25 protein-coding genes are annotated in these 26,064 nt (G+C 33.0%); 23 read left to right on the forward strand and 2 right to left on the reverse strand.

Annotated elements, in window-relative coordinates:
• Nucleotides 1-13: 13 nt before the first annotated feature.
• The 23 genes from OL225_RS02240 to OL225_RS02350 all read left to right on the forward strand — a co-directional run bounded on the left by OL225_RS02240 (nucleotide 14) and on the right by OL225_RS02350 (nucleotide 24,905).
• On the forward strand, nucleotides 14-1,138 hold the full coding sequence (locus OL225_RS02240; RefSeq protein WP_264517133.1) for a DegT/DnrJ/EryC1/StrS family aminotransferase: 1,125 nt from the start codon (nucleotides 14-16) through the stop codon (nucleotides 1,136-1,138).
• Between the two features lie 12 nt (nucleotides 1,139-1,150).
• Nucleotides 1,151-1,723, forward strand: coding sequence for an acyltransferase (locus OL225_RS02245; RefSeq protein ID WP_047378769.1), 573 nt, complete (start codon nucleotides 1,151-1,153; stop codon nucleotides 1,721-1,723).
• A gap of 10 nt (nucleotides 1,724-1,733) precedes the next feature.
• Nucleotides 1,734-2,744 (forward strand): Gfo/Idh/MocA family protein, encoded by a 1,011-nt coding sequence (locus OL225_RS02250; RefSeq protein WP_264517134.1) that lies wholly within the window; start codon nucleotides 1,734-1,736, stop codon nucleotides 2,742-2,744.
• Nucleotides 2,745-2,851: 107 nt separating this feature from the next.
• Nucleotides 2,852-3,919 (forward strand): ATP-grasp domain-containing protein, encoded by a 1,068-nt coding sequence (locus OL225_RS02255; RefSeq protein ID WP_264517135.1) that lies wholly within the window; start codon nucleotides 2,852-2,854, stop codon nucleotides 3,917-3,919.
• Nucleotides 3,889-4,632, forward strand: coding sequence for a PHP domain-containing protein (locus OL225_RS02260; RefSeq protein ID WP_264517136.1), 744 nt, complete (start codon nucleotides 3,889-3,891; stop codon nucleotides 4,630-4,632). The genes OL225_RS02255 and OL225_RS02260 overlap by 31 nt, the downstream gene beginning before the upstream one ends.
• Nucleotides 4,629-5,810 carry a lipopolysaccharide biosynthesis protein gene (locus OL225_RS02265; RefSeq protein WP_264517137.1) on the forward strand — a complete coding sequence of 394 codons (1,182 nt, stop codon included), beginning with the start codon at nucleotides 4,629-4,631 and terminating at the stop codon, nucleotides 5,808-5,810. Before OL225_RS02260 ends, OL225_RS02265 begins: the two co-directional genes overlap by 4 nt.
• A 13-nt stretch (nucleotides 5,811-5,823) precedes the next feature.
• The gene (locus tag OL225_RS02270; protein WP_264517138.1) at nucleotides 5,824-7,176 is read left to right on the forward strand and encodes a polysaccharide deacetylase family protein; all 1,353 of its coding nucleotides are present in this window, start codon (nucleotides 5,824-5,826) and stop codon (nucleotides 7,174-7,176) included.
• A gap of 89 nt (nucleotides 7,177-7,265) precedes the next feature.
• On the forward strand, nucleotides 7,266-8,441 hold the full coding sequence (locus OL225_RS02275; RefSeq protein WP_264517139.1) for an O-antigen ligase family protein: 1,176 nt from the start codon (nucleotides 7,266-7,268) through the stop codon (nucleotides 8,439-8,441).
• Nucleotides 8,442-8,541: 100 nt separating this feature from the next.
• Complete coding sequence (locus OL225_RS02280) at nucleotides 8,542-10,374, forward strand: hypothetical protein (RefSeq protein WP_264517140.1); 1,833 nt, start codon at nucleotides 8,542-8,544, stop codon at nucleotides 10,372-10,374.
• A gap of 19 nt (nucleotides 10,375-10,393) precedes the next feature.
• A complete protein-coding gene (locus tag OL225_RS02285; RefSeq protein WP_264517141.1) occupies nucleotides 10,394-11,662 on the forward strand; it encodes a hypothetical protein in 1,269 nt (422 codons plus the stop codon).
• Nucleotides 11,663-11,792: 130 nt separating this feature from the next.
• Complete coding sequence (locus tag OL225_RS02290) at nucleotides 11,793-12,920, forward strand: glycosyltransferase (protein WP_264517142.1); 1,128 nt, start codon at nucleotides 11,793-11,795, stop codon at nucleotides 12,918-12,920.
• A gap of 1 nt (nucleotide 12,921) precedes the next feature.
• Nucleotides 12,922-14,772 (forward strand): asparagine synthase (glutamine-hydrolyzing), encoded by a 1,851-nt coding sequence (asnB, locus tag OL225_RS02295; protein ID WP_052184844.1) that lies wholly within the window; start codon nucleotides 12,922-12,924, stop codon nucleotides 14,770-14,772.
• Nucleotides 14,773-14,775: 3 nt separating this feature from the next.
• Nucleotides 14,776-16,014, forward strand: coding sequence for a glycosyltransferase family 4 protein (locus tag OL225_RS02300; protein ID WP_264517143.1), 1,239 nt, complete (start codon nucleotides 14,776-14,778; stop codon nucleotides 16,012-16,014).
• Between the two features lie 35 nt (nucleotides 16,015-16,049).
• On the forward strand, nucleotides 16,050-17,252 hold the full coding sequence (locus tag OL225_RS02305; RefSeq protein WP_264517144.1) for an O-antigen ligase family protein: 1,203 nt from the start codon (nucleotides 16,050-16,052) through the stop codon (nucleotides 17,250-17,252).
• Nucleotides 17,253-17,277: 25 nt separating this feature from the next.
• Entirely contained in the window at nucleotides 17,278-17,883 is a 606-nt protein-coding gene (locus OL225_RS02310) for a sugar transferase (RefSeq protein ID WP_047378759.1), read from the forward strand.
• A 3-nt stretch (nucleotides 17,884-17,886) separates the two neighbouring features.
• Complete coding sequence (locus OL225_RS02315) at nucleotides 17,887-18,528, forward strand: acetyltransferase (RefSeq protein ID WP_047378758.1); 642 nt, start codon at nucleotides 17,887-17,889, stop codon at nucleotides 18,526-18,528.
• A gap of 1 nt (nucleotide 18,529) precedes the next feature.
• Nucleotides 18,530-19,666 (forward strand): aminotransferase class I/II-fold pyridoxal phosphate-dependent enzyme, encoded by a 1,137-nt coding sequence (locus OL225_RS02320; RefSeq protein WP_047379536.1) that lies wholly within the window; start codon nucleotides 18,530-18,532, stop codon nucleotides 19,664-19,666.
• A gap of 14 nt (nucleotides 19,667-19,680) precedes the next feature.
• Nucleotides 19,681-20,250, forward strand: coding sequence for a sugar transferase (locus OL225_RS02325; RefSeq protein ID WP_047378757.1), 570 nt, complete (start codon nucleotides 19,681-19,683; stop codon nucleotides 20,248-20,250).
• Between the two features lie 15 nt (nucleotides 20,251-20,265).
• Nucleotides 20,266-20,811, forward strand: coding sequence for a dTDP-4-dehydrorhamnose 3,5-epimerase (rfbC, locus tag OL225_RS02330; RefSeq protein ID WP_264517145.1), 546 nt, complete (start codon nucleotides 20,266-20,268; stop codon nucleotides 20,809-20,811).
• A gap of 97 nt (nucleotides 20,812-20,908) precedes the next feature.
• Nucleotides 20,909-22,210 (forward strand): 30S ribosomal protein S12 methylthiotransferase RimO, encoded by a 1,302-nt coding sequence (gene rimO / locus OL225_RS02335; RefSeq protein ID WP_047378754.1) that lies wholly within the window; start codon nucleotides 20,909-20,911, stop codon nucleotides 22,208-22,210.
• Between the two features lie 398 nt (nucleotides 22,211-22,608).
• A complete protein-coding gene (locus OL225_RS02340) occupies nucleotides 22,609-23,214 on the forward strand; it encodes a hypothetical protein (RefSeq protein ID WP_156118483.1) in 606 nt (201 codons plus the stop codon).
• A 27-nt stretch (nucleotides 23,215-23,241) separates the two neighbouring features.
• Nucleotides 23,242-23,976 (forward strand): hypothetical protein, encoded by a 735-nt coding sequence (locus OL225_RS02345; RefSeq protein ID WP_047378751.1) that lies wholly within the window; start codon nucleotides 23,242-23,244, stop codon nucleotides 23,974-23,976.
• Nucleotides 23,977-24,533: 557 nt separating this feature from the next.
• Complete coding sequence (locus tag OL225_RS02350) at nucleotides 24,534-24,905, forward strand: septal ring lytic transglycosylase RlpA family protein (protein WP_034699143.1); 372 nt, start codon at nucleotides 24,534-24,536, stop codon at nucleotides 24,903-24,905.
• Nucleotides 24,906-24,974: 69 nt separating this feature from the next.
• Here the strand turns inward: OL225_RS02350 and OL225_RS02355 are convergent, their stop codons facing one another.
• The gene (locus tag OL225_RS02355; protein WP_047378750.1) at nucleotides 24,975-25,739 is read right to left on the reverse strand and encodes an exodeoxyribonuclease III; all 765 of its coding nucleotides are present in this window, start codon (nucleotides 25,737-25,739) and stop codon (nucleotides 24,975-24,977) included.
• On the reverse strand, nucleotides 25,739-26,029 hold the full coding sequence (locus OL225_RS02360) for a YciI family protein (RefSeq protein WP_264517146.1): 291 nt from the start codon (nucleotides 26,027-26,029) through the stop codon (nucleotides 25,739-25,741). The genes OL225_RS02355 and OL225_RS02360 overlap by 1 nt, the downstream gene beginning before the upstream one ends.
• Nucleotides 26,030-26,064 lie beyond the last annotated feature (35 nt).

Below are 26,064 nucleotides of genomic sequence, written 5' to 3' on the forward strand. Positions count from 1 at the left end.
AAAAACTAAAGATATGAAAATTCAAATGGTTGATCTTAAAGGTCAATACCTGAAAATAAAAGAAGACGTAGATGCCGGTATTCAGGAATGTATAAACAATACAACATTTATTAACGGTCCTGCTGTAAAAGAATTTCAACAGGATTTTGAAAAATATTTGGGTGTAAAACATGTGATTCCTTGTGCTAACGGAACGGATGCTCTTCAAATTGCCATGATGGCACTTGATCTGCAGCCTGGTGACGAAATCATCTGCCCGGCTTTCACTTATGTAGCTACGGCTGAAGTTATTGGTCTTTTAGGATTAAAACCAATAATGGTAGATGTAAACGAAGATACTTTTGATATTGAGCTGGAAGATTTACATAAATTCCTGACACCCAATACCAAAGCGATTGTTCCTGTTCATTTATATGGACAAAGTGCCAATATGGAGAAGATTCTTGAATTTGCAAAAACACACAATCTCTTTGTAATAGAAGATAATGCTCAGGCAATTGGCTCTGATTATACTTTTTCTGATGGAACTGTAAAAAAAACAGGTACTATCGGTCATATCGGATGTACTTCATTTTTTCCTTCCAAAAACCTTGGATGTTATGGTGATGGAGGTGCGCTGATAACGAATGATGATGACCTGGCTTCAAAAATCAGAATGATAGCCAATCATGGTCAGGAAAAGAAATATTACCACAAAGTTTTAGGCTGTAATTCCAGATTAGATACAATTCAGGCAGCCGTTTTAAAAGTTAAGCTAAAACATCTGGACGAATACTCAGCTGCCAGAAATAGAATGGCAGATTATTATGATGAAAATCTCGCGGATATTGCCGAAGTTCAGACTCCCAAAAGAGCTGAAAACTCTACCCATGTATTTCATCAGTATACCCTTAGAGTGAAAAATGGGAAAAGAGATGAGCTACAAAAATACTTGGCAGAAAAGAATATTCCAAGTATGATATATTATCCTTTACCCCTTTACAGACAAGAGGCTTTTCTTCAATATGTAGAAGAAGGATTTAGTCTTCCTGTTACGGAACAACTTTGTACTGAAGTGATTTCCATTCCTGTACATACAGAATTTGATCAGGAAGTATTGGATGTTATTGTTACAGAAATCAAGAATTTTTTTAATTAATATAAAGCAGATATGTCAGATTTTTTTGCACACGAAACAGCTGTTATTGATGAAGGTTGCCAGATAGGGACCGGAACCAAAATTTGGCACTTTTCACACCTTATGACCGGCTGCGTTTTGGGAGAAAAATGTAATATCGGACAAAACGTTGTTATTTCTCCAAAAGTAGTTTTAGGAAAGAATGTGAAAGTTCAGAATAATGTTTCTATCTATGAAGGGGTAACATGTGATGATGATGTCTTTTTAGGTCCTTCAATGGTTTTTACCAACGTAATAAACCCAAGAAGTGCTGTAAACAGAAAAAATGAATACCTTAAGACCCATGTTGGGAAAGGTGCATCTATAGGGGCTAATGCAACTATTGTCTGTGGACATAATATAGGCGAGTTTGCTTTTATCGGAGCAGGAGCTGTGGTCACAAAAGAAGTACCGGATTATGCATTGGTGGTAGGAAACCCTGCCAGACAAATGGGATGGATGAGCGAATTTGGGCAAAGACTTCAGTTTGATGCAGAAAATATTGCTGTTTGTGAAGAAAGTGGAGAAAAATACAAATTAGAAAATAATAAGGTTTTTAAAATTTAAAAACATACAAATGACTGAAAAAATAAAATTTGCAGTAGTTGGCTGCGGGCATATCGGAAAAAGACATGCCGAAATGATCTCAAGAAATGAGGAATGTGAACTGGTAGGATTAATTGATGTTAAAGATAAATCTGTACTGGGCATTGAAAATTATAAAGTTCCTTTTTTTGCTTCATTAGATGAGTTTCTGGCTTCAGGAATTGAAGTGGATGTTATTAATATCGCTTCTCCAAACGGATTCCATTTTGAACAGTCTTATAAAGTGATAGATGCAGGAAAGCACGTTGTGGTAGAAAAACCCATGGCTCTGAAAAAACAACATGCTGAAAAGCTTATTTTTCAGGCGCTGCACAAGCATAAACAAGTTTTTGCAGTGATGCAAAACAGATACTCACCACCTTCTGCATGGGTAAAAGAAATGGTAGAGAGCGGAAAACTTGGGAAAATATTTATGGTTCAGCTTAATTGCTACTGGAATCGTGATGACCGATATTATAAACCGGAATCTTGGCATGGAAAGAAAGATCTGGATGGAGGAACCTTATTTACACAGTTTTCTCACTTTATAGATATCATGTACTGGCTGTTCGGTGATATTACCAATATTCAGGCAAAATTTGCAGATTTTAATCATGAAACTCTTACAGATTTTGAAGATTCAGGTTTCGTTAGTTTTGATTTTGTAGACGGAGGAATGGGTTCCTTAAATTATTCTACTTCAGTCTGGAATCAGAACCTTGAAAGTTCTATGACAATTATCGCAGAAAATGGATCTGTGAAGATTGGCGGACAATACATGGACAAAGTGGAAGTTTGTAATATAAAAGACTATGTAATGCCGGAATTAGCTCCAACAAACCCTGGAAATGATTATGGTGCTTATAAAGGATCTGCAGCCAATCACCATTTTATCATTGAAAACGTTGTAGATGTATTAAAAGGAAGAAATACTATTACTACAAATGCTTTGGAAGGATTGAAAGTGGTGGATATTATTGAGAGAATATATGATAGAAAGTAGGAAGTTTTCATTACTTTGGCATAATGATGAATTTGAGAATGAAAAAAGAAAGAACTATACTGTCAGATCCTTGAATTTTGTTCAATTCTGAATAATGAAAAGCAAATATGAGAATTTTAATAACGGAAGCAAATTATAAAAACTCTATAGCGCTACAGAGGGAATTACATAGAGAAAATAGGCACCAAGTTTTTGCTATGGATAAAGAATCTGTTTTTTTTGCTAAAAGATTTGGTTATTGTAAAGATTATATTGTCGGGGATTTGGAAAAATCAGTCAAACAGATTAACCCCGAATTTATAATTCCTGTAGGGAGCGATGCTGTAAAGATATGCTCTGAAAAATATAGAGAATTATGTTTAATACCTACAAAAGAGAGTCTTGAAATAGCACTAAATAAAGATAAAATGCTAATTTTGAATTCTCTTAGCGATGTAAATTATCCTGAATGTAAATTATTTTCAAATCTGGAGGAATTAAGGCTATATAGTAGAGATAAGAATTGTGTTGTTAAATCAAGCAATGAAAGCTTAGCCAAATTTGATCCGTTATATGTAAAATTAGGTTCTGAATCCGAATTTAAAAAAATAGAAAAATACTTGTCAGGGGGAGTAAAACTATTAATGCAGGAGCAGGTATCAGGAGTAGGCAGAGGTTTTTTTTGTATTGCTAAAGAAGGTAAAATCATTAGCTATTATATGCACCAGCGTATTAGAGAAATACCAATTACCGGGGGATCTAGTACAGCTGCCAAGTCTATTTTTTGTGAAAAAATGTTTAACATATCTAAACAAATTATAGAATATTTAAATTGGTCCGGCCCATTAATGATTGAGTATAAATATGATGAGACGAAACAACAATATTATTTAATAGAGCTAAATCCCAAATTTTGGGGTTCATTAGATTTATCTTATGCAGTAGGACTCAATTTTGGAAAAACTTTGATTGAAGCTTATTCAAATAACATAGAAGAACAAACTGAAAAAAAATATGAAGTAGAAAAAAAATTCTTTTGGGTTTTAGACGGAGATCTTTTGGTTTTACTTAAAACAGGAAAACTGCATAAAATAAAAGAATATTTTTATAAGGACTCTTATACGAACTTGTTTGAAAACTTTTTCGTTGATTCAATCAAATTAATATGGACCATAAAGAAAATTTTCTCAAAGTAAATAAAATGAAAAAGGGAATTTTCCATTTTCACAGTACCTATTCCTATGATGGAATAAATACGATTGAAAAAATAGTTAAAACAATAAGAGATAAAAAACTTGATTTTGTTGTTTTAACTGATCATGAGACCATAGAAGGGAGTTTAGAACTTCAAAGAAAAGTAAAAGAACTAAATCTGAATGTAGAGATTCCTACTGCTGCGGAATATAAAACTGATCGGGGAGATGTTATAGCATTAAATGTAAAGAATGAAATTACAGATATGACATGGCAGGAGTTTTATAAAAGTGCAAAAGAACAAAATGCCATCTTGATTTTACCTCATCCATATGATGGGCACACCCAAATAGAAGAACTGGCACAAGCTGTTGATGTGATAGAAGTATTTAACGCCAGATCATCAGTCATTAATAACTACAAGTCTTATCTGTTGTCTCTAAAATATAAAAAACCCGTAATCTGGAGCTCTGATTCTCATATTCCTCAAACTCTTTTAAATGTAGTGGTAGGATATGAAAAAAAAGATTTGAAATTTCATGAAGCATTAACGAATGGCGAAATTGCCCCATTATTTCTTAAAAAAAGTTCAGTATCAGATATTTTTTTATCACAACTTAAAAAAGCGTATGTGAACAAAAATTTTAAATTGTTTATATATACTGTATATAAAAATCTTTTTAAGAGAACTAAAGAAGATTATTTAAATTTATGAAAAGAAAAATAATATCTTTTTTAGGTAGCAATATATTATCTCAATTAATATTACTGATTGCAGTTCCATTAACCGGAAGAATTTATTCTGATTACGAAATTGGAGTACTTTCCTTTATTTTATCAATTTCAGCCCCATTAGCGTACTTTTATACTTTGTCCTACAACAAAGCAATTATGTTACCAGCAAAGAACGAAGAATATAGTATGCTATATGCTGTTTCCATTTTTTTAAGTATAACCATCTCATTAATTTCCTTTTTCGTTATACTTATTTCAATGTTATTTTTTGATATAGATTCCTATTTTTTAATTGTACCATTGGTAGCATTTAGTCAATCTTTATATAGTGCATCAAAAGATATTCTTATAAAAAAAGGGTTGTTGAATATTGTCAGTAAATCAATGATACTAAACTCTGTGTTTGCAGTTATCATTATACTTTCTGGTTATTATATAAAATTATCATACTGGGTTTTGATATTATCTTATGTGATACCTAATTTTTTGGCGACTATATTTATATTGTTTTATCTCAAAATACAAAGAAGAAATTTTGTTTACAAAGAGTTCTACAATATTATAATTAAATATAAATCCTTTCCGTTGCATCAGATGCCTGCTTATTTTATTAATACTTTTAATGCAGAGCTACCTAGTTTCTTTATAAAACATTATTTTGGAGAAGCTATTTTGGGGAATTATTTTATGGCTTCCAAAATTGTGAATAAACCACTAAGTTTAATATCTGAAAGTTTAAATGGGTTGATATACAAGGATTTGTCAGAAACCAATAAAGCGAAACTCAATAAGAAAATGAATACCTATGTTGGGTTATTATTTTTGGTTTCCCTACTATTTGCTATTGTATATTTAATTTTTGGGGAATATTTTTTCTCTTTATTTTTTGATATTAATAAATGGAGAAAGGCATTTGATATGAGTAAAATAATAATTTTCACGACTGTTATTTCATCGTCTTTTTCTCATTATTCAAGTGGTGTATTGGTTAAAAGGAAGAATAAAATTTTCCTCGTTTGGGAGGTAATTACCACTTTGGTTTTGTTTGTTTCATTTTTTTTAGGAAAGAGCTCCACAATAGATTTCTTTATATGGATTTATGTGGGAGTAATTTTATTTAGATATTTATTACTTTCTTTACTATTTAATAAATCTTGATTTTTTTGTTGCCATGAAAGTAATGTTAAAAAAATTGCGAACAGAAAATGCCATATTATATACAATTAAGTTTTTACTGAAAATTGCATTTGGCTATACCGTTTCTCCAACTTTAGAATTTTTATCGGAAGATAATGTAACGATTCAGGTTGAGGGAATAAGAATTAAATTTAAATTATGTTCACACGATAAATTGCTTGATTTGATAGAAGGCAAAGGTCATATGAAGTCTATACCTTCATATGATGGTTATTATTACATTCCGATTATTGATGAAAATGTAAGTGATTTTTATGAATGTAATAATGGACATATTCAAATCAATTATGATATTATTACTTTATCTTTTGTTTTATTATCATGCTATGATGAATTGACCTCAGAAGCACGAGATGAATTTGACAGATTCAGATATAAAGATAGTTTAGTCTGTAAATATAATCTGATTAATATACCCGTTGTTGATGAATACGCATTTCTGATCAGAAAAATTCTTAAAAATGAAGTACAAAGTTTTACTCCCTCATTAAAGCCAACAATAATTGTTCCTACTCATGATATAGATAACCTTTATAGATTTGACGGTTTTTTTACATCGATTAAGACTTTAGCTGCAGAAGCAATTAGAGAAAGAAGGCCTTTACAATTATGCAGTTCAATACTGAACATGTTAAAAACTATTGTTTTTAAAAAAGAAGATCAGTACCTTAAAGGAATAGAGCAATTGTATAAAGATTCAAAAAAATACAATTTAAGATCAGTTTTTTTCTTTATGACTGCGAAGCCATCTCAATTTGACAAGGGTCAGGTTATAGACCAAAATGTCTTGAATTTGATGTCCAAAATTGAAGATGCAGATATGCTGCTGGGTATTCATCCCGGTTTTAATACGTTCAGGAATATTGCTGTTATGAACGATGAAATAGAGAGACTCAGAAATACATCAGAAAGAGATATTATACTGGCAAGACAGCATTATCTTAGATTTGACCGTAGAATAACTTTTGAAAATCTTGAGAAATGTGGTATAAAGGTCGATTATACTATGGGATTTGCAGACCATGAAGGATTTAAATGTGGTACAGCACACCAATTTCACCCATACAATTTTGAAAAAGACCAACCTTACAACATTCTTGAGATCCCTCTAATTGTTATGGATGGTACCCTGACGCATTACCAAAAATATTCTATGGATAAAGCTTTTGAGGTATTGGAAAATCTTTTCAAAATAACAAAAAGAGTTGAAGGTGATTTCATCATACTTTGGCATAATGATAGAGTTTTCAGAGATCAAAAGTGGTATAAGAAAGTGTATTTAAGATTTATTTCACAATATAATATGAAAAATAGAAACTTACAGTAATAACAAAAAAATTCATCCAACATATCTGATTGATTGTAATAAATGAAAAGCTTCCTTAATTTTAATAAAAACAAATATAATTGAAAAATATGTCGTTATCTACAGACAAGTTTACATTTTTTAAAGTATTCATTTATTTTATTTTTGTTTTTTCGGGGTCTCTAAAGTGGTTACCTATTCCAATAGATTTGACCCTATTGTCTCTTTTACTTTGTTTTGTGGTAATGATCTCTGAATTGCGTACAATAGTTCCACTAAAAGTAAAGGATCGTCATATTGTCATTTTGATTTTAATATTGAGTCTTGTTTTCCTTGTTTCTAATGTTTATTCAATATCTAGTATTTATGCCGAATCTAAATCACTAGCGATTATTTTAAATATTTTTACAGTCATATACCCCATTATTGTATTTAAAAAATCTATTTTTTCTGAATTGAAATTATTGATGTATCTTATTGGTGGATTAATGATTGCAGGATTGTTTTATCTGTATTTTAATAATATGTTTATTATATTTCATGATTCTGAATTGCTGGTGGATAAAGTTCCTACATATTTAGTTATTGGAATCATGCTGTGTGCATGTTTTATTTTCTCTCTGGCAAGCAAATTAACATGGTATGTTGCGGCTTACAGATTATCAATATTATTTTTACTATTTCAACTTGGGGGAAGAGGACCTATCATCAATTTGATACTATCCTTAATTGTTTTCTTTACTTTGAATCTTAAAAATTATAAAATAAATTATAAAACAGGGTTTGCAATAGGTGCTTTATTTTTTACCATACTTATTTTTGGAGAGAATATTTATACTTTTGCATTTCAAAATGTAGATTTTGAACGATTTAACATATTTAAATCTTATAATGAAGATGCAAGTTTATCTATAAGAGGGAATTTTCTTGAGATTGGATTGGAATCAATCCTAGATCATCCTTTTTTTGGACTAGGGATTGGAAGCTCAGGGTTTATACTGGAGGGTGCTGATGTGAGTAATTATCCGCACAATTTATTTGTTGAATCAATGATGGAATTGGGAATAGTAGGAGGAGGATTATACCTGTCTGCATATGTATTATTCTTTCTTAGAAATTATTCTACTTCCAAAAGCAATAAGGATATGCTGATTTTATTTATTATTGTTTTGCTATTTTACCTGGAAGATAATAAAAGTAACTCTTTTGATTCCTGGAGATGCAGTATTATATGGATTATGTTTTTTATATCTGAGAAGAGATATAAAGTTGGAATAACTAATTAAAAATTCACTTGAAATAATGTATAATATTAATTTTATAAAACTAGATTATACTTATATAGGTTCCTATAAATATTATTTAATTTAAAAAAGAAAAAAACAAATGTGTGGAATTTTTGGTGTCGTATCGAACACCAGTATTAATAAACAGAAGTTTCAAACTCTGGTAAAGCATTCCGAACAAAGAGGCGTAGACTCTAGTGGTTTGATTTATTATCAAAATAACCAATATAAGATAAACAGAGCTGATTACAGCATTGAAAAATTACTGAACAAGGTAAAACCATATAATAACAATATTGTTTTAGGACATAGCAGGTTGATTACAAACGGACTGGGAGATAACCAGCCAGTAATCAGAGGAAATATATGTGCAATACACAATGGTATTATTGTAAACGAAGAAGAAGTCTGGAGCAAGTTATCAGTAAGCAGACAATTGAAAATTGATTCTGAAGCTATTGTTGCTATCGCAGAAGAATTTCTTCAAAATAATGACAATAAAATAGAAGATCTTCCCCAAAAGATACTTTCTTTATGTCAGGGAGTTATTGCTTGTGCTCTTGCTCTGCCGGAAAAAGGAAAACTGCTTCTTTTTTCTAATAATGGCAGCTTATATGTGGGATATAACGAGGACAAAACTTATTTTGCATCAGAAAGCTATGGGCTTAGAATTATAGGATGCGAAAACATTACTCAGATCAAAGAAGAGTCTTTGATTCTGGATATTCCTGTTTCCAAGGAAAACCTTTCAGTAACCGATGAAAAAAGCAGGGTGGAAGATCTTATCCCTGAGTTTAAATTTAATACTATTGAAGAAGGCCTGCTTGAATACAAGAAATTAAATATCAAAAGATGTACCAAATGTATTCTTCCGGAGACAATGCCTTTCATAAAATTTGATGAAGCTGGGGTATGTAATTACTGTAAAAACTACAAACCAAGAAATAACCCGAAACCGAAAGAAGAAATATTTAAGCTGGTAGAACCCTACAGAAGAAAAGGTAAGGAGCTGGATTGTATTGTTCCTTTTTCAGGAGGTAGAGACAGCTGTTACGGGTTACATCTTATTGTAAAAGAACTGGAAATGAAACCCGTTACCTATACTTATGATTGGGGGATGGTAACAGATCTTGGCAGAAGAAATATCAGCCGTATGTGTGCTGATCTCGGAGTAGAAAATATTATTGTGGCTGCAGATATTTCATTGAAAAGGAAGAATATCAGAATGAATCTTGAAGCATGGCTGAAATCACCTCACTTAGGAATGATGGCAATGCTTACGGCAGGAGATAAACACTTCTTCAGACATGTAGAAGATATCAAGAAGCAGACAGGAATCAATCTTAATCTGTGGGGAGTAAATCCATTAGAAGTAACTCACTTTAAAACAGGGTTTTTAGATATTGAACCAGATTTTGAAGAAAAGAGAGTGTACAGCCATGGTGCTATGAAACAGCTGAGATATCACTCTAAAAGATTCAGAGCGATGATGGAGAGCCCTGGGTATTTCAATAGCTCACTTTGGGATACTCTCTCAGGAGAATATTATCGCAGCTTCACTGAAAAGCAGGATTACTACCATATTTTCGATTATTGGAGATGGGATGAGGAGCAGGTTGATAACACCCTTTTAAATGATTATAACTGGGAAAAAGCAATAGACACTACCACTACCTGGAGGATTGGTGATGGTACAGCGGCTTTTTACAATTATGTATATTACACGGTAGCCGGCTTTACAGAACATGACACGTTCAGAAGTAATCAGATCAGAGAAGGGCAAATGACAAGAGAAAAAGCTTTAGAACTTGTTGAGCTAGAAAATACTCCACGATATCAGAATATCAGATGGTATTTAGATACGTTGGGATTAGATTTTGAAAGAGTCATTAAAATCGTGAATAAAATTCCGAAATTGTATACTGAAAAATAAATTAAATTTTTGTTCGTAAATGAAAAGCTCTACAGTGATTTTTAAAGTTACATTACTATTTACCTATTGGATTTATAGTAGTTCTTTTTGTTTGGCTATGCCTACTTTTAAGAGTGTAATGCAGACACAAAATAAAAAGACATTTACATCAGATAAGCCCATATTTACTGACAAAAACTTAAGTGTTAAGGAAATTTCTAAGCTCCTGGATTTTTATACTGATGTGTTCAGTTCAGAAACTCAGCTGGCCAAGTGGTACAGCGCCGTCTATGATAGTTCTGCACTTTTGTATATTCCCATACAATATGCTTATGATACCCAAAATCAGGAATTAATAAACAAGCTGCAGAAACTGTATACTTATAATACCCTGGTTATTGTTAAAAAGAATACTCAGGCCGATGATCTGGCTAAAAGGACATTTTACTTTACTGCTTCAGAATATTTAAGAAGAAGTGGAATTAAAAACAATGCTGAAAACACCAAAATGTATAATTTCATAAAAAGTGAAATTTTATATTACTGGAATAATAATCCCGCAAATATTTGGGAATCAGAATCAAATAAATTCTATGGTGCAAAACAAAGGATAGATTATATCTTAAGTGGAGATTTTAATGGCAATTTAAGTTACTACAGAGCAATTACTGATTTTGAACTCTACGTTATGGGAACAGGTGTAAGTCTTTTACTCATTGAGAAAGATGCAAAGCAAACCATAACCCCTGATTTAGTCTCTATTAAAGATAGATTCTATCAGGTGTTGAAGAAAGAAGTAAAGATTAAAGATAATAAAGCATGGTATCTGCAGCCCAATATATGGCGTGATCATCCGGATTTTAAGGATGTGGCTCTGGAAAAAAGTCAAAGTGTTAATTGGGATGCCTCTCATTTTTCAAGAATGTCTGCTTATCTGCATCTGCTGAAACTTAATTTTCAGGATGATAAACCAAAATATAGCTATCTGGAAAAACTTACTACATTACTTTCAAACCAGCTCATTACTAATATTGCAAGCTATGATTCCAGTAATAGTATTTATATTTTCAATAATTATATAGACGGTAATAACAGTAACTTTAGAAGTGATATTAAAGATGGGAAAAAAGGTATACAGCCATCTAAGAATTTTGAACATATTTTTATTGGATGGTGGAAAATGTTGAATACCAATGAAATTGATACCATGTATGAAAAAATAGCAAAAAATTTTCCATATTATTCTGAACAGAGTGCCTATATCGCTCATGATAAAGGTTTCTTTCAGGAAATTGTAAATCTGAAATGATTTGATAGAGCACTGTTGAATTGTAAGTTAGGTACAAAGCCTGTCAGATTCAGTAGGAAAATCAAAAAATAAGAAATAAAACATTACCCATGTTTAACAGGAGAATTGAAAACTTTCCAAAAGCCAATTAATGAATAAAAAATACGGATTTCACGTCTGCCATCTCACGAGTGTTCATCCAAGAAATGATTCTAGAATATTCCATAAGATGTGTAAAAGTCTGGCATCTAATGATGTAAGGGTAACTTTGGTAGTAGCTGATGGGAAAGGTAATGAGACGGTGGACAATGTAGAAATTATAGATATTGGAGCCCCGGCTGGTAGATTGAAAAGAATTACACAAACTACCTCTGAAATCTTTAATAAAGCTAAAGAACTCAACGCAGATGTGTTTCACCTTCATGATCCTGAACTGCTTTTAATAGCAAAGAAGCTGAAAAAATTAAATAAAAAAGTAATCTTTGATTCCCACGAAGACACAGTAAACACTATTTTAGTTTCACCCTATTTAAAATCTCCTGTTTCAAATATGATCTCCATATTATATGAGAATTTTGAACGCTATACCTGTAAAAAGATAGATGGAGTGATTGGTGCTACGCCTCATATTGAAAATTATTTTAAAAAGTTTGCCAAACAAACTGAAAATATCAATAACTATCCTATCTTATCTGATAAGAAACAGGAACAGATTTTCTGGGATCAAAAGCAGAATGAAGTATGCTATGTGGGATCTATTGATGATACAAGAGGAATTAAAGATCTGATGAATTCATTGGAGCTCACAAAATCACAGGCAAGACTGAATCTTGCGGGTATGTATTCTTCTATCACTTTGGAAAAAGAGATAAAAGAACATAAAGATTACCACCTTGTCAATGATTTCGGATATGTTAATTCGGAAGAAGTAGAAAATATTTATAACCGCTCATTAGCAGGCGTGGTTACTTTACATCCTATTCCGACATTTTTAGTGAGTCTGCCTATAAAAATGTTTGAATACATGGTTGCAGGGATTCCTTTTATTGCCTCAGATTTTCCATATTGGAGAAGTTTATTGAAAGGGTGTGAATGTTGTATTTTTGTAAACCCTCAAAAACCTAAAGAAATTGCTGATGCTATTGATTACTTGATGCTTCATAAGGAAACAGCAAAGCAAATGGGTGAAGCGGGACGAAAATTAGTCTTTGAAAATTTTTCATGGGAAAGCCAGTCCGAAAAATTATTAACGTTTTATCAAAAAGTTTTATCCAACTAATATGTGCGGAATAACAGGAGCAATAGAATTTAAAAGATCACAAAATCTTGACTTTAAAGAAGGAAGTGATTTACATAATTATATACGAAGAAGAGGACCGGATTACTATGGGGTTGAAAAAGCAGAATACGCTGACTGGTCAGTAACTTTGGCTCACTCAAGGCTGGCAATTATAGACCTGTCAGGAGCATCTAATCAACCTATGATTTCCGATGACGAAAGATATAGTCTCACTTATAATGGTGAAATATACAACTACCAGGAAATCAGAGAAGAATTAATATCTAATGGTTTTGACTTCAGAACCAAAGGAGATACTGAAGTTCTTTTAAGAGCCTGGGAATGCTGGGGAGAGGCTTGTTTGAATAAGCTGAATGGAATGTTTGTTTTCGGATTATTTGACAAGATAAAAGGAGAGTTCTATCTGGTAAGAGACAGATTTGGAATTAAACCGTTAATTTATACCTTTTTTGATGGTCAGTTACTATTCTCTTCATCCATAGCCTCTGTAGCTAAACAAACAAATCAGGATATAGATCTGGAATATTGTTCCAGTGGGATAAGATTCGGTTTTTTCGAGGGATATGAAGACAGAACTCCCTTCAAAAATGTAAAATATCTTTTACCAGGATCATTAATGAAATGTAAACTGGAAGGAGAACTGAAAACAGAGACTAAAACCTGGTATTCTCTGGAAGAGCAGGTTGCAAAAAAAAGAAAAGAGCTAGAGTCATTAAGTTCGGAAGAACTCATTTCCAAAGGGAAGTCACTGTTGGAAAATTCAACCAAAATACGTCTGAGAAGTGATGTTCCTCTGGCTATTTCTTTGAGTGGAGGAGTAGATTCTTCCTCTATAGCAGCAATTGCATCAAAAGAAGTAGATCATCTGGAGGCTTTCAGCTATGGAGCTCCCGATCACCCGAAATCAGAAGGCCCCGTTATTAATAAGTTTGCAAAAGATAAAAATATTAACGTTGAATATATTCACCATTCTTACACAGCACAAGAGATGGGGAATATCTATGACCAAACCATGGAGGCACAGGAATCTCCATTTCTGGGACTCAGTATCATAGCACAGCATGAAGTATACAAGCAGGTAAAAGAAAGAAACATCAAAGTGTTACTAGGCGGTCAGGGAGGTGATGAAATTTTTGCCGGATACAGAAAATTTTTCGTAGTAGCATTGCGAAAGGCAATAGAAAACAAAGAAGTTTTGCCAGGTTTACAATATTTTCACTCATTAGCTCTGATGTTGGTATTTGAAGCAAAACAAATAAAGACATATTGGAATGAGAAAAACAGATATCTGAAGACAACAGGGAAAGATACAGCATTCCTGGATTGCTTGCCTGAAATTTCTTTAAATCTGTTTGAAAATTCATCTTTATCAAGCAGGCAGATTTCAGATATCCAAAAATACAGTATCCCTTCCCTTTTAAGATATGAAGACAGAAATTCAATGTATTTTTCTATTGAGAGCAGACTGCCTTTTATGGACTATAGATTGGTAGAATTTGCTTTAGCATTGCCGGATTTGCTTAAAATTAAAAATGGTTACGGAAAATGGATATTACGTGAAATGATGAAAAAAGACGTGCCAGGATATATCCTTAAAAACCGTCTGAAAAGAGGCTTTGATGTCACACAGAATTGGGTGAATGATGGTGTGGGAGAAAGAATAAAATTAAATATTTTAGAAAATAAATCTAAAGCAAAAGATTTTGTATCAGACTTCGGCCAACTTGAAAACAGTCTCACCATTGAGAATCTTAATAACAGTAATATTCTGAATGAAGCAATAATGCTTGATTTCCTGATTGATCCAATTAAAAAACCAACCCTGCAGTAAAAAATGAAAAAAAATATCTGGTTAATTTCCAAATATGCCTCACCACCACAGTATGCAAAAGCTCCATCGCGCTTATTTTATCTGGCGAGAGAGTTTAAAAAAATGGGAAATGAAGCTTTATTAATAACATCGGATGCCAATCATTTTACGAATTGTCCTGAAACGGATAAAATATATAATGATGAGGAACAGGATGGGGTTGCTATTAGATGGATTAAAACCAAAAAATATACTAAAACCGCATCTATAGACAGAATTTTGTCTTGGCTTGATTTTGAAAGAAAGCTATTTTTAATGAAACTTTCCAATATGGAAAAGCCTGATGCAGTTATTATTTCGTCACTTTCCATTTTTACGATCATATATGGTTATTATCTGAAAAAAAAGTTTGGGAGCTTTTTAGTTTTTGAAATTCGTGATATCTGGCCTTTAACGATGACAGAGGAAGCTGGTTTTTCGAAATGGCATCCTCTTGTTTTACTGATAGGATTTATAGAAAAGTTTGGATACAGGAACGCTGATTTGGTTGCAGGAACAATGCCAAGGCTGGATTTACACGTAGAAGAATTACTGGGATATAAAAAACCTTTTCATTGTTCACCATTAGGATTTGATCCTGAAAATTATTCTGAAGACTTCCTGAAAGAAAAAAATCCGTTTTTAGAAATAGTACCATCAGGTAAAGTAATTATTGGCTATGCGGGAAGTATGGGGGTTACGAATGCATTGGAACCTTTCATTGAAACAATACAAATAATGAAAGAGAACACCAATATCCATTTTGTATTGGTTGGAAGCGGTGATCTTAGAGCATCTTATGAAGAACAGTTAAAAGATTGTACGAATATAACTTTTTTACAAAGAATTCAGCAAAATGAAGTTAAATATTTTCTTCAGGTTTGTGATATTCTATACTTATCTACCAAAGATTCAAAAGTATGGGATTATGGGCAATCTATGAACAAAGTGGTAGAATATATGCTTGCCGCCAAACCAATTATTGCTTCTTATACCGGATATCCTTCTATGATTAATGAAGCTGATTGCGGTAGGTTTATCAACAGTACATCTGCAGAGGATATTAAAGATGCCATTTTATATTACGCCAATATGAGTACGGAAGAAAGAATTGAGATAGGAAATAAAGGCAGAAAATGGATTTTTGAAAACAGAACGTATCCGGTGTTGGGGAAAAAATATCTGGACGCTATTTTATCTCATTCCGTAAAGCAAAAGAAGTAGCTTTGCATTGGTTGAAATAAAAAATAGGCTTTATTTTGAAAATTACTATTAATAATAATTTCATTTATAAACTATTCCTGTTATCTGTTATGGTGGGAAATACTATTGCCATTGCTTTTGCAAAGCCACTTGAAATGAATCCCAGGAATTTTTCCATACCATATCGAATTTTTGTCATTGTATTTTCTTTATTTATAATATATAGGGAAAGAAAAAATATTAGTTTTAAAAATATTCCAATTATTAGTCTTGTCGGATTTTGGGTTTTTTATATCATCAAGCTTATATATTCGTTTAATAATTATTCGTTTAATCAGGAGATAATGCAATCTGAGAATGAATATATTTTCAGAATCCTATTTTTGGTGCTTTTACCAAGTATCGCACTATTATGTATCAATTATAGTAAAATAGATTTTAAAAGCATAGCAAAATATAGTGTTACTATTCTCTGTGGACTTCTCGTTGTAAATTACATATATGGTTATATAAAATTAGACCATATTTTTAGTACCTACTACATTATGTATGGCCATATAGGTGCTTCATTGTTTATCATATCATTATTTTTACTGCTGTTTTGCAGAGACGATTATAAATCCTATTTTCTGTTCTTTTGTCTTTTTTTAGGTCTTTTTAATGTTATCCAGTCTATGGCGAGAAGTCCAATTGTAGCGATTTCTGTATGCTCTTTGTATATGATTATTCTGAAAGGGAATAAAAAATATATTATCTATGCTCTTATTTCGATGCTGTTGTTTATAGGGTTGGTTATTTTGCATGAGCAATATGGGAATGGAGCAATAACAAGCTTTAACAGGATGTATAAGTGGATAGCACATGGCGATACCTCAAGCAGAGGGCCATTATTCAGTAGAGCTATCGAAATATTTAATTCAAATCGGTTATTGGGAGGAAGGATATTGTTTGAGGACGGTGCTCATCCACATAACATTTTTTTAGAGCTTTTAATGGGAACCGGAATTTTAGGATTATTTATTTATTTCTTAAAGTTTGTCCCCGTAGTAAAAAATGCTGCCTTATTTTGGAATATTCAAAAGGGAAATATATACTATAAACTGATTTTTGCGTTATTTTTGCAATACTTTACTTTGGTACAGACTTCCTGCAATCTTTTCAATATACCGGAATTTTTGTACTTTAGCTCAATGATTATAGGTATTGGTTATACAGCAAAACACAGGAAGTTTAAAAAAGATATTGATAAAAGCATATGATGATTGATACACCTAATTTCTAAAAATGTACAAAAATTATTTAAAGAGGATTTTCGACTTTGTAGTTGCTCTCATTGGAATTACTTTTCTACTTCCAATTTTTCTTATCGTGATGGTTGGATTATTTCTTTCCAACAATGGTAAACCCTTTTTCTTTCAACGGAGACCTGGTAAAAACGGTAAGGTATTTAAAATTATAAAGTTTAAAACAATGAATGATAAAAAGGATTCTACAGGAAACCTTTTATCAGATGCAGAAAGATTAACAGCTCTGGGAGCATTTGTCCGTAAAACATCTCTGGACGAAATTCCACAATTACTTAATGTACTTAAAGGGGATATGTCTCTTATTGGGCCTAGACCTCTTTTGGTTCAGTATCTGCCGCTGTATAATGAAAATCAGGCGCGCAGACATGAGGTAAGACCAGGAATTACAGGGTGGGCACAAGTAAATGGTAGAAATGCAATATCATGGAATCAAAAATTTGATTATGATGTATGGTATGTAGAAAATATATCATTTACCTTAGACGTGAAAATTTTCTTTTTAACAGCCAAAAAAGTTTTTATAAGAGAAGGAATTTCACAAGAAGGACAAGCAACAATGGAACCTTTTAAAGGAAATATTTAAAATATGAAAAAAATAGCAATTATTGGAGCAGGAGGATTTGGACGTGAGGTGAAGATGCTGATCGATCATATCAACCAGAAAGATGAACAATTTGAAATTTTAGGTTTTTATGATGATAAACATTATGATCATAATATTAATGGAGTTCCTTACTTAGGAAAGATTGAAAAAATAAATGAAGTAGATCATCCTTTGTGTATTGCCGTAGCAATAGGAGACCCTAAAACAAAGAAAAAGATTATACAGGGAATAAGTAATCCTAATATTGAATTTCCAACATTAATACATCCATCGGTAATTATTGGCCTGGATAATACCAAAATAGGAAAGGGAAATATTATCTGTGCAGGAGTTATTATTACTGTTGATATTCAAATCGAAGATTTTGTGATCCTTAATCTTTCTTGCACTGTAGGGCACGATACTGTGATAAAAAATTATTGTTCATTCATGCCGACAGTTAATATTTCAGGAGAAGTAGTTGTAAATGAAGCTGTGTACGTAGGTACAGGTGCAAAAATTATAAATCTTTTAGAAATCGGTGAAAATACTATTGTTGGAGCAGGAGCAGTAGTCTATAAAAGTCTTCCTGCAAATTGTACAGCAGTCGGAATACCAGCCAAACCAATAAAATTCCATGAATAATATGAATACTAAAATCTGGTTGTCCTCACCCCATATGGGAGGTAATGAACAAAAATATATCAACGAAGCATTTGAAGAAAACTGGGTCGCACCATTGGGGCCTAACGTTGATGGACTTGAAAATGATCTGGAGCTGTTTTTAGGTGAAAATGCAAAAGTTGCCGTCCTTTCTGCGGGTACTGCAGCATTACATCTTGCACTTATTGAATGTGGAGTAGAACATGGTGATGAGGTTATTTGCCAGTCAATGACTTTCTCAGCATCAGCCAATCCTATTGCTTACTGTGGAGGAATTCCTGTTTTTGTAGACAGCGAGCCGGACACCTGGAATATGTGTCCAAAAGCTTTAAGAGAAGCCGTTGAAGACAGAATTCAAAAAGGAACGAAGCCTAAAGCAATTATTGTTGTTCATCTGTATGGGATGCCGGCAAAGATGGACGAAATTACAGCTATCGCTCAGGAATTCCAGATTCCTGTTATAGAAGATGCTGCAGAAGCTCTTGGTTCTACTTACAAAGGACAGGCGTGCGGAACATTCGGACGTTTTGGAGTATTAAGTTTTAACGGTAACAAAATTATTACCACATCAGGAGGTGGAGCTTTGGTTTGCCATACTCAGGAAGATAAAAACAAAACTGTTTTCCTTTCTACTCAGGCAAGAGATAATGCACCTCACTATCAGCATTCACATATTGGTTTCAACTACAGAATGAGCAATATTGTTGCAGGAATAGGAAGAGGACAGATGGAAGTCCTTAAAGACAGAGTGGCAGCCCGCAGAGCAATGCATGATTTCTATTTTGAGATCTTCAAAAATATTGAAGGAGTAACTGTATTTTCAGAGCCTGGAAATGATTTTTATTCCAATCACTGGCTATCAGCTATCATTGTTGATCCACAGGTTACAGGGAAAAACAGAGAAGACTTAAGACTTGCATTTTTAGAAGATAATATTGAATCAAGACCACTTTGGAAGCCTATGCACCTACAGCCGGTTTTTGAATCTTCTCCTTATTACGGAGGAAAAATTTCCGAAAATCTTTTTGATAACGGACTGTGTCTTCCGTCAGGGTCCAACTTGTCAGATGATGACAGAGAAAGAATAGCAAACGTAATCCGTAACTATTTCGGAGTTTAATATCATTGAATTTAATGAATCAGTACAAATATTGGAAAGTGGTTTTTGACTTTATCTTAGCGGTAATACTGATCCTCTTTCTTATGCCGGTACTGATTATTTTATTTTTGATTGCAAGTCTCGACACATCTTCTAACGGGATTTTTTTTCAGACCCGGATAGGCCAGTATGGAAAGCCATTTACCATATTTAAATTTAAAACAATTCACGATAACAAAAGAGTATGCTCCAAAATCGGGCAGACCCTCAGGAAATTTAAATTTGATGAATTTCCCCAATTGTTTAATATTTTAAAAGGTGATATGAGTTTTGTGGGTCCCAGACCTGATATCGAAGGATATTACGATAAATTGGCCGGAGCAGATAGAAAAGTTCTGGAATTAAAGCCAGGGTTAACCTCTGAAGCAAGTATAAAATACAGAGACGAAGAAAATCTTCTGAACAGCCAGGAGAATCCTTTGGTATATAATGATGAAATATTATTTCCGAATAAAGTAAAAATGAATCTTGACTATTTTGAAAATATGTCTTTCAAAAATGATACAAAGATTTTATTTAAAACAATAATAACCATATTGAAATAGAGTTTTTTTACTATTATGAAAATTAAAGAAACCCCGCTTAAAGATTGCTATATCATAGAGCCTACCATATTTGAAGATGAGAGAGGCTACTTCTTTGAAAAGTTCAACGAAAAAAAATTCGAAGAATTGACAGGGATGAACGGCCACTTTGTACAGGATAATGTTTCCAGATCATCTTATGGAGTATTAAGAGGACTGCACCTTCAGAAAGGAGAGCATGCACAGGCAAAACTCGTTTCATGCCTTGAAGGCAGTGTGTGGGATGTTGCTGTAGATCTTAGAGAAGATTCTCCTACTTTTGGAGAATGGTTCGGAATAGAGCTTACCGCAGAAAATAAACTACAGCTTTATGTACCAAGAGGTTTTGGACACGGATTTGCCGTATTAAGTACCCATGCTGTATTTTCCTATAAATGTGACAACTTTTATAACAAAGAATCAGAAGGCAGCGTAAAGTTCAATGATCCGGATCTTGATATTGATTGGAAACTTGATGAAAAAGACGCCATACTTTCGGAAAAAGACCAGAACGCCCCTGGATTTAAAGACAAAAACTTTTAAATTATATCCCTGAAAACCACTTTATAAAAGTGGTTTTCATTTTTTTAATTCTTAACTCTTCAATATTTTGTATCTTTGCAGACTCAAAATCAAAACGATGCGTACAAAATCTGTAGGGAAGAAGAAAATCAATGTAGTCACTCTTGGATGTTCCAAGAATGTATATGATTCTGAAGTATTAATGAGCCAGCTGAAAGCTAATGGCAAAGAAGTGGTTCATGAAGACCGTGGCGACATTGTTGTTATCAATACCTGCGGATTTATTGATAATGCTAAAGAAGAATCTATTAATACCATCCTTGATTATGTTGAGGCTAAGAATAGAGGAGAGGTTGAAAAAGTATTCGTTACAGGATGTTTATCAGAAAGATACAAGCCGGATTTGATAAAAGAAATTCCGGATGTAGACCAATATTTCGGAACAAGAGACCTGCCGATGCTTTTAAAACATCTTGGGGCAGATTATAAACACGAACTGGTAGGAGAGAGACTTACAACTACTCCAAAACATTATGCCTACCTTAAAATCTCTGAAGGTTGTGACAGACCATGTTCTTTCTGTGCGATCCCATTGATGAGAGGAGGTCACCTATCAACTCCTATTGAAAAACTGGTTTTAGAAGCTCAGAAACTGGCAAAAAAAGGGACAAAAGAATTAATCCTTATTGCACAGGATCTTACTTACTATGGTCTTGATCTTTATAAGAAAAGAGCGTTAGGAGATCTTTTAAAAGAATTGGTGAAGGTAGAAGGTGTAGAATGGATTCGTCTTCATTATGCTTTCCCAAGCGGTTTCCCGGAAGATGTTCTCGATATTATCCGTGAAGAACCTAAAGTATGTAACTATATAGATATCCCTCTTCAGCATATCAATTCCGATTTGTTGAAATCAATGAAGAGAGGAACTACCCATGAAAAAACAGATGCTCTTTTAGGCAAGTTCAGAGAAAAAGTTCCGGATATGGCGATCAGAACAACGCTTATTGTTGGATATCCTGGTGAAACAGAAGAAAGATTTCAAGAGCTTAAAGACTGGGTGAGAGAACAGAAGTTTGACAGATTAGGATGCTTTACTTATTCTCATGAAGAGAATACTACAGCTTATGTATTGGAAGATGATATTCCACAGGAGGTAAAAGAGGCAAGAGTAGAAGAAATCATGGAATTGCAGTCTCAGATTTCGTGGGAAAAGAATCAGGAAAAAGTAGGGAAAATATTCAGATGTATTTTTGACCGTAAAGAAGGGAATTATTTTATCGGAAGAACAGAGTATGATTCACCAGATGTGGACAATACAGTTTTGGTTTCTGCAGAAGATACCTATATCTCTATAGGCGAGTTTGCAGATGTTAAAATTACTTCGGCTGAAGAGTTTGATTTATACGGAGAATTAGTCTAGCTAAATGCTTACTAATCAGTTTAAAATAAGATTTATAAAATTAAGCTATTAACGAAAATTAACATAGAATTTTCTCGGTGGTTTGTTTTTATTTTATTGATAATCAATTTGTTAATATTTTACATAATTAAGATTTATCAAATTTCTTTTATAAAGTATATAAATTCAAAAATTATGTCTTAAATTTGCGCAATAAGCAATATTTTTAAATAATATGCTTTCAATGAGTTAAATCGTTTAAATGAAGCTAAAATGCAATTAAAATGGTATTTTAATAAGATGGCTTCACTATGATATTCACAAGTTGAGATGCATCTTCCATTTTGGGAATATTGATGAAAAAAAATGTAATTAAAAATCTTTAAAAACTTATGAAAAAATTTTTATTAACAGCAATTATGCTTGTTGGCCTTTCGGCCCTTTCTAAGGCTCAGCAGGGGCGAGTGGGGATTAACACAACCACACCTGCCGCAACACTAGATGTAGTAGCAAATACTACTGACAACGCTAGACCTGATGCCTTATTAGTCCCTCGTATGACAAGAGCACAATTATTAGCTAAAGATGCAGCTTATACCGCAGCTCAAAATGGCGCGCTTGCTTTCGTTACGACGATTGACGGTACAGCAACTCCTAAAACTACAAACGTTACAGCAGTAGGCTTTTATTACTATGATGGCCAAACTACGAATACGTGGATTACTGTAGGTGGAGGTGGTGTAGTTGCTCCTGTAGCTCCTACTGTAAGAACTTCAGCTACTGGTACAGATTTATCTGCAGCAGATTTAAATGGCTATGTATTTCTTACAACCAACGCTGATTTATCTACAATCCCAGTAAGTGCAGCAACAAAAGGAAAAAGTATTACCCTTGTTAAAGTAGGTGGAGGTACACTTACTGTAAATGGAGCAAGTGCAGCTTCAGTTAATTCAATGTCTCTTAATGGTAGAGGTCTTGGATTTATCTATGATGGAACTGCTTGGCAATCTTATTCAGCTCAATAATTATTAATTTTTTACACAGATTTAGTCATGAATAAAAAAATATTATTAGTTCTTGCCTCTTCTTTGGCAATGTTTCAATATACAAATGCACAGGTTAGAACAAACGGTTTCGCCAGTGGAAATATAAACGGGCAAGGTGCATTCTTAGATGCATCAGGAAGTGCCGGAGGTTTTACAGACAGTGCTAATGACGGAAAAGGACTTGTTTTCCCAAGAACAAATCTAACAACCTTTACATTTGCTACTCCTGTTACTGACGAAGATAACTTCCCAACGGCTTATGATGGGATGATAGTTTACAACACCGCTTCAGGAACTACAGTTTCTGGTGTTGCTACCAATGTTACTCCTGGATATTACTATTTCTCAAATCCTACCGGAGGAACTGCAAATGGATTCGCTACGGCTACAGGTACATGGGTTTCACTTTCTACTTCACCAAAAGTAACTGTAGGAACAGCAGAAACAACTACAAATACTATTATCAATGTAAGCCCGGGTGTTGATAAGCAGCTTTATGCTATCAAAGGAACTTTCACTGCAAATGGTACTTCTACAGCAGTTAATATCCCAGCTCCTACAGGAATGACTACTATGTATGGTATTACAATCTATAAAGCAGGTACAAACACTGTTTATGATAGAAGTTTATATTCTTATAATCCGGTTACAACTCCAGGAAATGCAATTACAGGTTCTCCTAGCATGTCTGTAGTTTATCCTAACGGTACATACGATTATGTATTAGAATATTTAAAATAGAGAATTAATTTAATTACATAAATAAAAACCAATGAGAGATCATTGGTTTTTTTACTTTTAAAAGAGAAGAGATTTATGAATTTATTAGATATTAAAAACAATATTTTAAGCAATTGGTGTTGATATTTAATGAATAAGGAATCAAGTTATAAATTTTAACAGAATATAAAGCTGTTAAAATCTGATCAGGGAAGATGATATTATAAGGGGAAGGACCTTCTATAAGCAGTTTTTTCCAGAATCTGATTTTAAGATTTTTAATTTTTAAAGATCAATTATTAATTCAGATCTTAACATTGTGTGAAACTTAATTGATTGATTATCAGTTATTTTTAAAATTGTTTTTTTAAAATTATGCATAAATTAGTTAATTATGTTAACTTTTAAAGCTTTTTTTTAACACTTTTTAACAGTGTGGTTTAAAACCCCTATTCATAGGGTGTTGCAAGGTTGATTAAGATTTATTTAAGGTTTTGTTAACTGTTTTTAACATATGGGATAGGGTTTTATAAAGATTCCTGATACTTTTGTCCCGTCAAAACCAATAAAAGTTCAAAATGATGAAAAGATTCATTCTCGTAATCATAATGATGATTTCAACCTTAGGTGTTTATTCTTTTACGAGTAATGCCTTAGATGCGAAAAAAACAAGTTATGCATCGTACTACCACGATAAATTTAACGGTAGAAAAACTGCTAGCGGAGAAATCTTTGATAACTCAAAGTTTACTGCGGCAAACAGAACGCTTCCATTTGGAACAAACGTTAAGGTTACTAACCTTAAAAATGGTAAAGAGGTAATAGTGAGAATTAATGACAGAGGGCCTTACCATTCATCAAGATCTTTAGATATGTCTAAAGCTGCGTTCGATGAGATTGGAGATATCAGTCATGGTACAATTCCGGTCGAATATGAAATTGTCGATTAATTTTATGATTTAAATTAAAAAAAAGCCAGCTGATTCAGCTGGCTTTTTGTATGGATACATATCAAACGTCTATACATCCAATTCCAATAAAGCAGGACAATGGTCAGAATGCACTGCTTCTTTTAAAATAACGGCTCTGGAGAGCTTGTCCTTTAAACTGTAAGAGGTGAAGTTGTAATCCAGTCTCCATCCTTTGTTTCTGGCTCTGGAATTTTGTCTGTAGCTCCACCATGTATAATTGTCCGGATCATTATTGAAAAACCTGAAACTATCTATCAGTTCACATTCATTGATGAAATTGGTCATCCATTCCCTTTCCATAGGAAGAAACCCTGAAACATTCTTTAAACCTTCAGGATTGTGAATATCGATCGCTTCGTGGCAAATATTAAAGTCACCGGATATAATCAGGTTAGGAATTTCTTTCTTTAAATTTTTGATATACTCCAGGAAGTCATGACAGAACTGCATTTTAAAATCCAGTCTCTCAATATTAGATGCAGAAGGAACATATACAGAAATAGCTGAAAAGCCATCAAAATCTGCACGAATGATTCTCCCCTCATTATCATAGCTTTCAATGCCACATCCATACTCTACATGATTGGGTTTGATTTTTGAGGCAATTCCGACCCCGCTGTATCCTTTTCTTACTGCTGAGTGCCAGTAACTGTGATAACCTAATTTTTCAAGGCTTTCGATGTCTATCTGATCGTTTCCGGCTTTACTCTCCTGAATACAGATGATATCCGGATCAGCAGTTTTTAGCCAACCCAGGAAATCTTTTGTAAAAGCGGCTCTGATTCCATTGACGTTGTATGTGATTAATTTCATTAGTCTTCTATAAAAAGTTTAAAATTTTCATTGTATTTCGAAGGGATAAACTCCGTGATGTCATAATCTGCGATTTGATGAATATAAAAAGGATCTTCAGAAATGATCTGCTCAATTTCATGTTTAGATTCTGCATTAGCTATGATGATACCTCCCGTTCTGGGTTCTTTTCTTCCCGAAGCAATAAACTTCCCGGATTCATAATGCTTATTAAGGAAAATATTATGCTGGGGAATAAGACGTTCTACATTTTCAAAAGAACTCTTATAGGTAAGCGAAATAATAAACATGATTTATTTTTTTACGAAGATATGAACTATAAAAA

Source organism: Chryseobacterium viscerum (genome assembly GCF_025949665.1).
Taxonomy (GTDB): Bacteria; Bacteroidota; Bacteroidia; order Flavobacteriales; family Weeksellaceae; genus Chryseobacterium; species Chryseobacterium viscerum_A.

Bases quoted from the DNA above. Each gene is read 5' to 3' on its own strand.
- OL225_RS02310 (WP_047378759.1), top strand. From the start codon at position 17,278: ATGTACAAAAATTATTTAAAGAGGATTTTCGACTTTGTAGTTGCTCTC.
- OL225_RS02260 (WP_264517136.1), top strand. From the start codon at position 3,889: ATGGACCATAAAGAAAATTTTCTCAAAGTAAATAAAATGAAAAAGGGA.
- OL225_RS02275 (WP_264517139.1), top strand. From the start codon at position 7,266: ATGTCGTTATCTACAGACAAGTTTACATTTTTTAAAGTATTCATTTAT.
- OL225_RS02320 (WP_047379536.1), top strand. From the start codon at position 18,530: ATGAATACTAAAATCTGGTTGTCCTCACCCCATATGGGAGGTAATGAA.
- rimO (WP_047378754.1), top strand. From the start codon at position 20,909: ATGCGTACAAAATCTGTAGGGAAGAAGAAAATCAATGTAGTCACTCTT.
- rfbC (WP_264517145.1), top strand. From the start codon at position 20,266: ATGAAAATTAAAGAAACCCCGCTTAAAGATTGCTATATCATAGAGCCT.
- OL225_RS02340 (WP_156118483.1), top strand. From the start codon at position 22,609: ATGCTTGTTGGCCTTTCGGCCCTTTCTAAGGCTCAGCAGGGGCGAGTG.
- OL225_RS02290 (WP_264517142.1), top strand. From the start codon at position 11,793: ATGAATAAAAAATACGGATTTCACGTCTGCCATCTCACGAGTGTTCAT.
- OL225_RS02300 (WP_264517143.1), top strand. From the start codon at position 14,776: ATGAAAAAAAATATCTGGTTAATTTCCAAATATGCCTCACCACCACAG.
- OL225_RS02270 (WP_264517138.1), top strand. From the start codon at position 5,824: ATGAAAGTAATGTTAAAAAAATTGCGAACAGAAAATGCCATATTATAT.
- OL225_RS02255 (WP_264517135.1), top strand. From the start codon at position 2,852: ATGAGAATTTTAATAACGGAAGCAAATTATAAAAACTCTATAGCGCTA.
- asnB (WP_052184844.1), top strand. From the start codon at position 12,922: ATGTGCGGAATAACAGGAGCAATAGAATTTAAAAGATCACAAAATCTT.
- OL225_RS02280 (WP_264517140.1), top strand. From the start codon at position 8,542: ATGTGTGGAATTTTTGGTGTCGTATCGAACACCAGTATTAATAAACAG.
- OL225_RS02240 (WP_264517133.1), top strand. From the start codon at position 14: ATGAAAATTCAAATGGTTGATCTTAAAGGTCAATACCTGAAAATAAAA.
- OL225_RS02345 (WP_047378751.1), top strand. From the start codon at position 23,242: ATGAATAAAAAAATATTATTAGTTCTTGCCTCTTCTTTGGCAATGTTT.
- OL225_RS02355 (WP_047378750.1), bottom strand. From the start codon at position 25,739: ATGAAATTAATCACATACAACGTCAATGGAATCAGAGCCGCTTTTACA.
- OL225_RS02245 (WP_047378769.1), top strand. From the start codon at position 1,151: ATGTCAGATTTTTTTGCACACGAAACAGCTGTTATTGATGAAGGTTGC.
- OL225_RS02285 (WP_264517141.1), top strand. From the start codon at position 10,394: ATGAAAAGCTCTACAGTGATTTTTAAAGTTACATTACTATTTACCTAT.
- OL225_RS02250 (WP_264517134.1), top strand. From the start codon at position 1,734: ATGACTGAAAAAATAAAATTTGCAGTAGTTGGCTGCGGGCATATCGGA.
- OL225_RS02350 (WP_034699143.1), top strand. From the start codon at position 24,534: ATGATGAAAAGATTCATTCTCGTAATCATAATGATGATTTCAACCTTA.
- OL225_RS02325 (WP_047378757.1), top strand. From the start codon at position 19,681: ATGAATCAGTACAAATATTGGAAAGTGGTTTTTGACTTTATCTTAGCG.
- OL225_RS02315 (WP_047378758.1), top strand. From the start codon at position 17,887: ATGAAAAAAATAGCAATTATTGGAGCAGGAGGATTTGGACGTGAGGTG.
- OL225_RS02265 (WP_264517137.1), top strand. From the start codon at position 4,629: ATGAAAAGAAAAATAATATCTTTTTTAGGTAGCAATATATTATCTCAA.
- OL225_RS02360 (WP_264517146.1), bottom strand. From the start codon at position 26,029: ATGTTTATTATTTCGCTTACCTATAAGAGTTCTTTTGAAAATGTAGAA.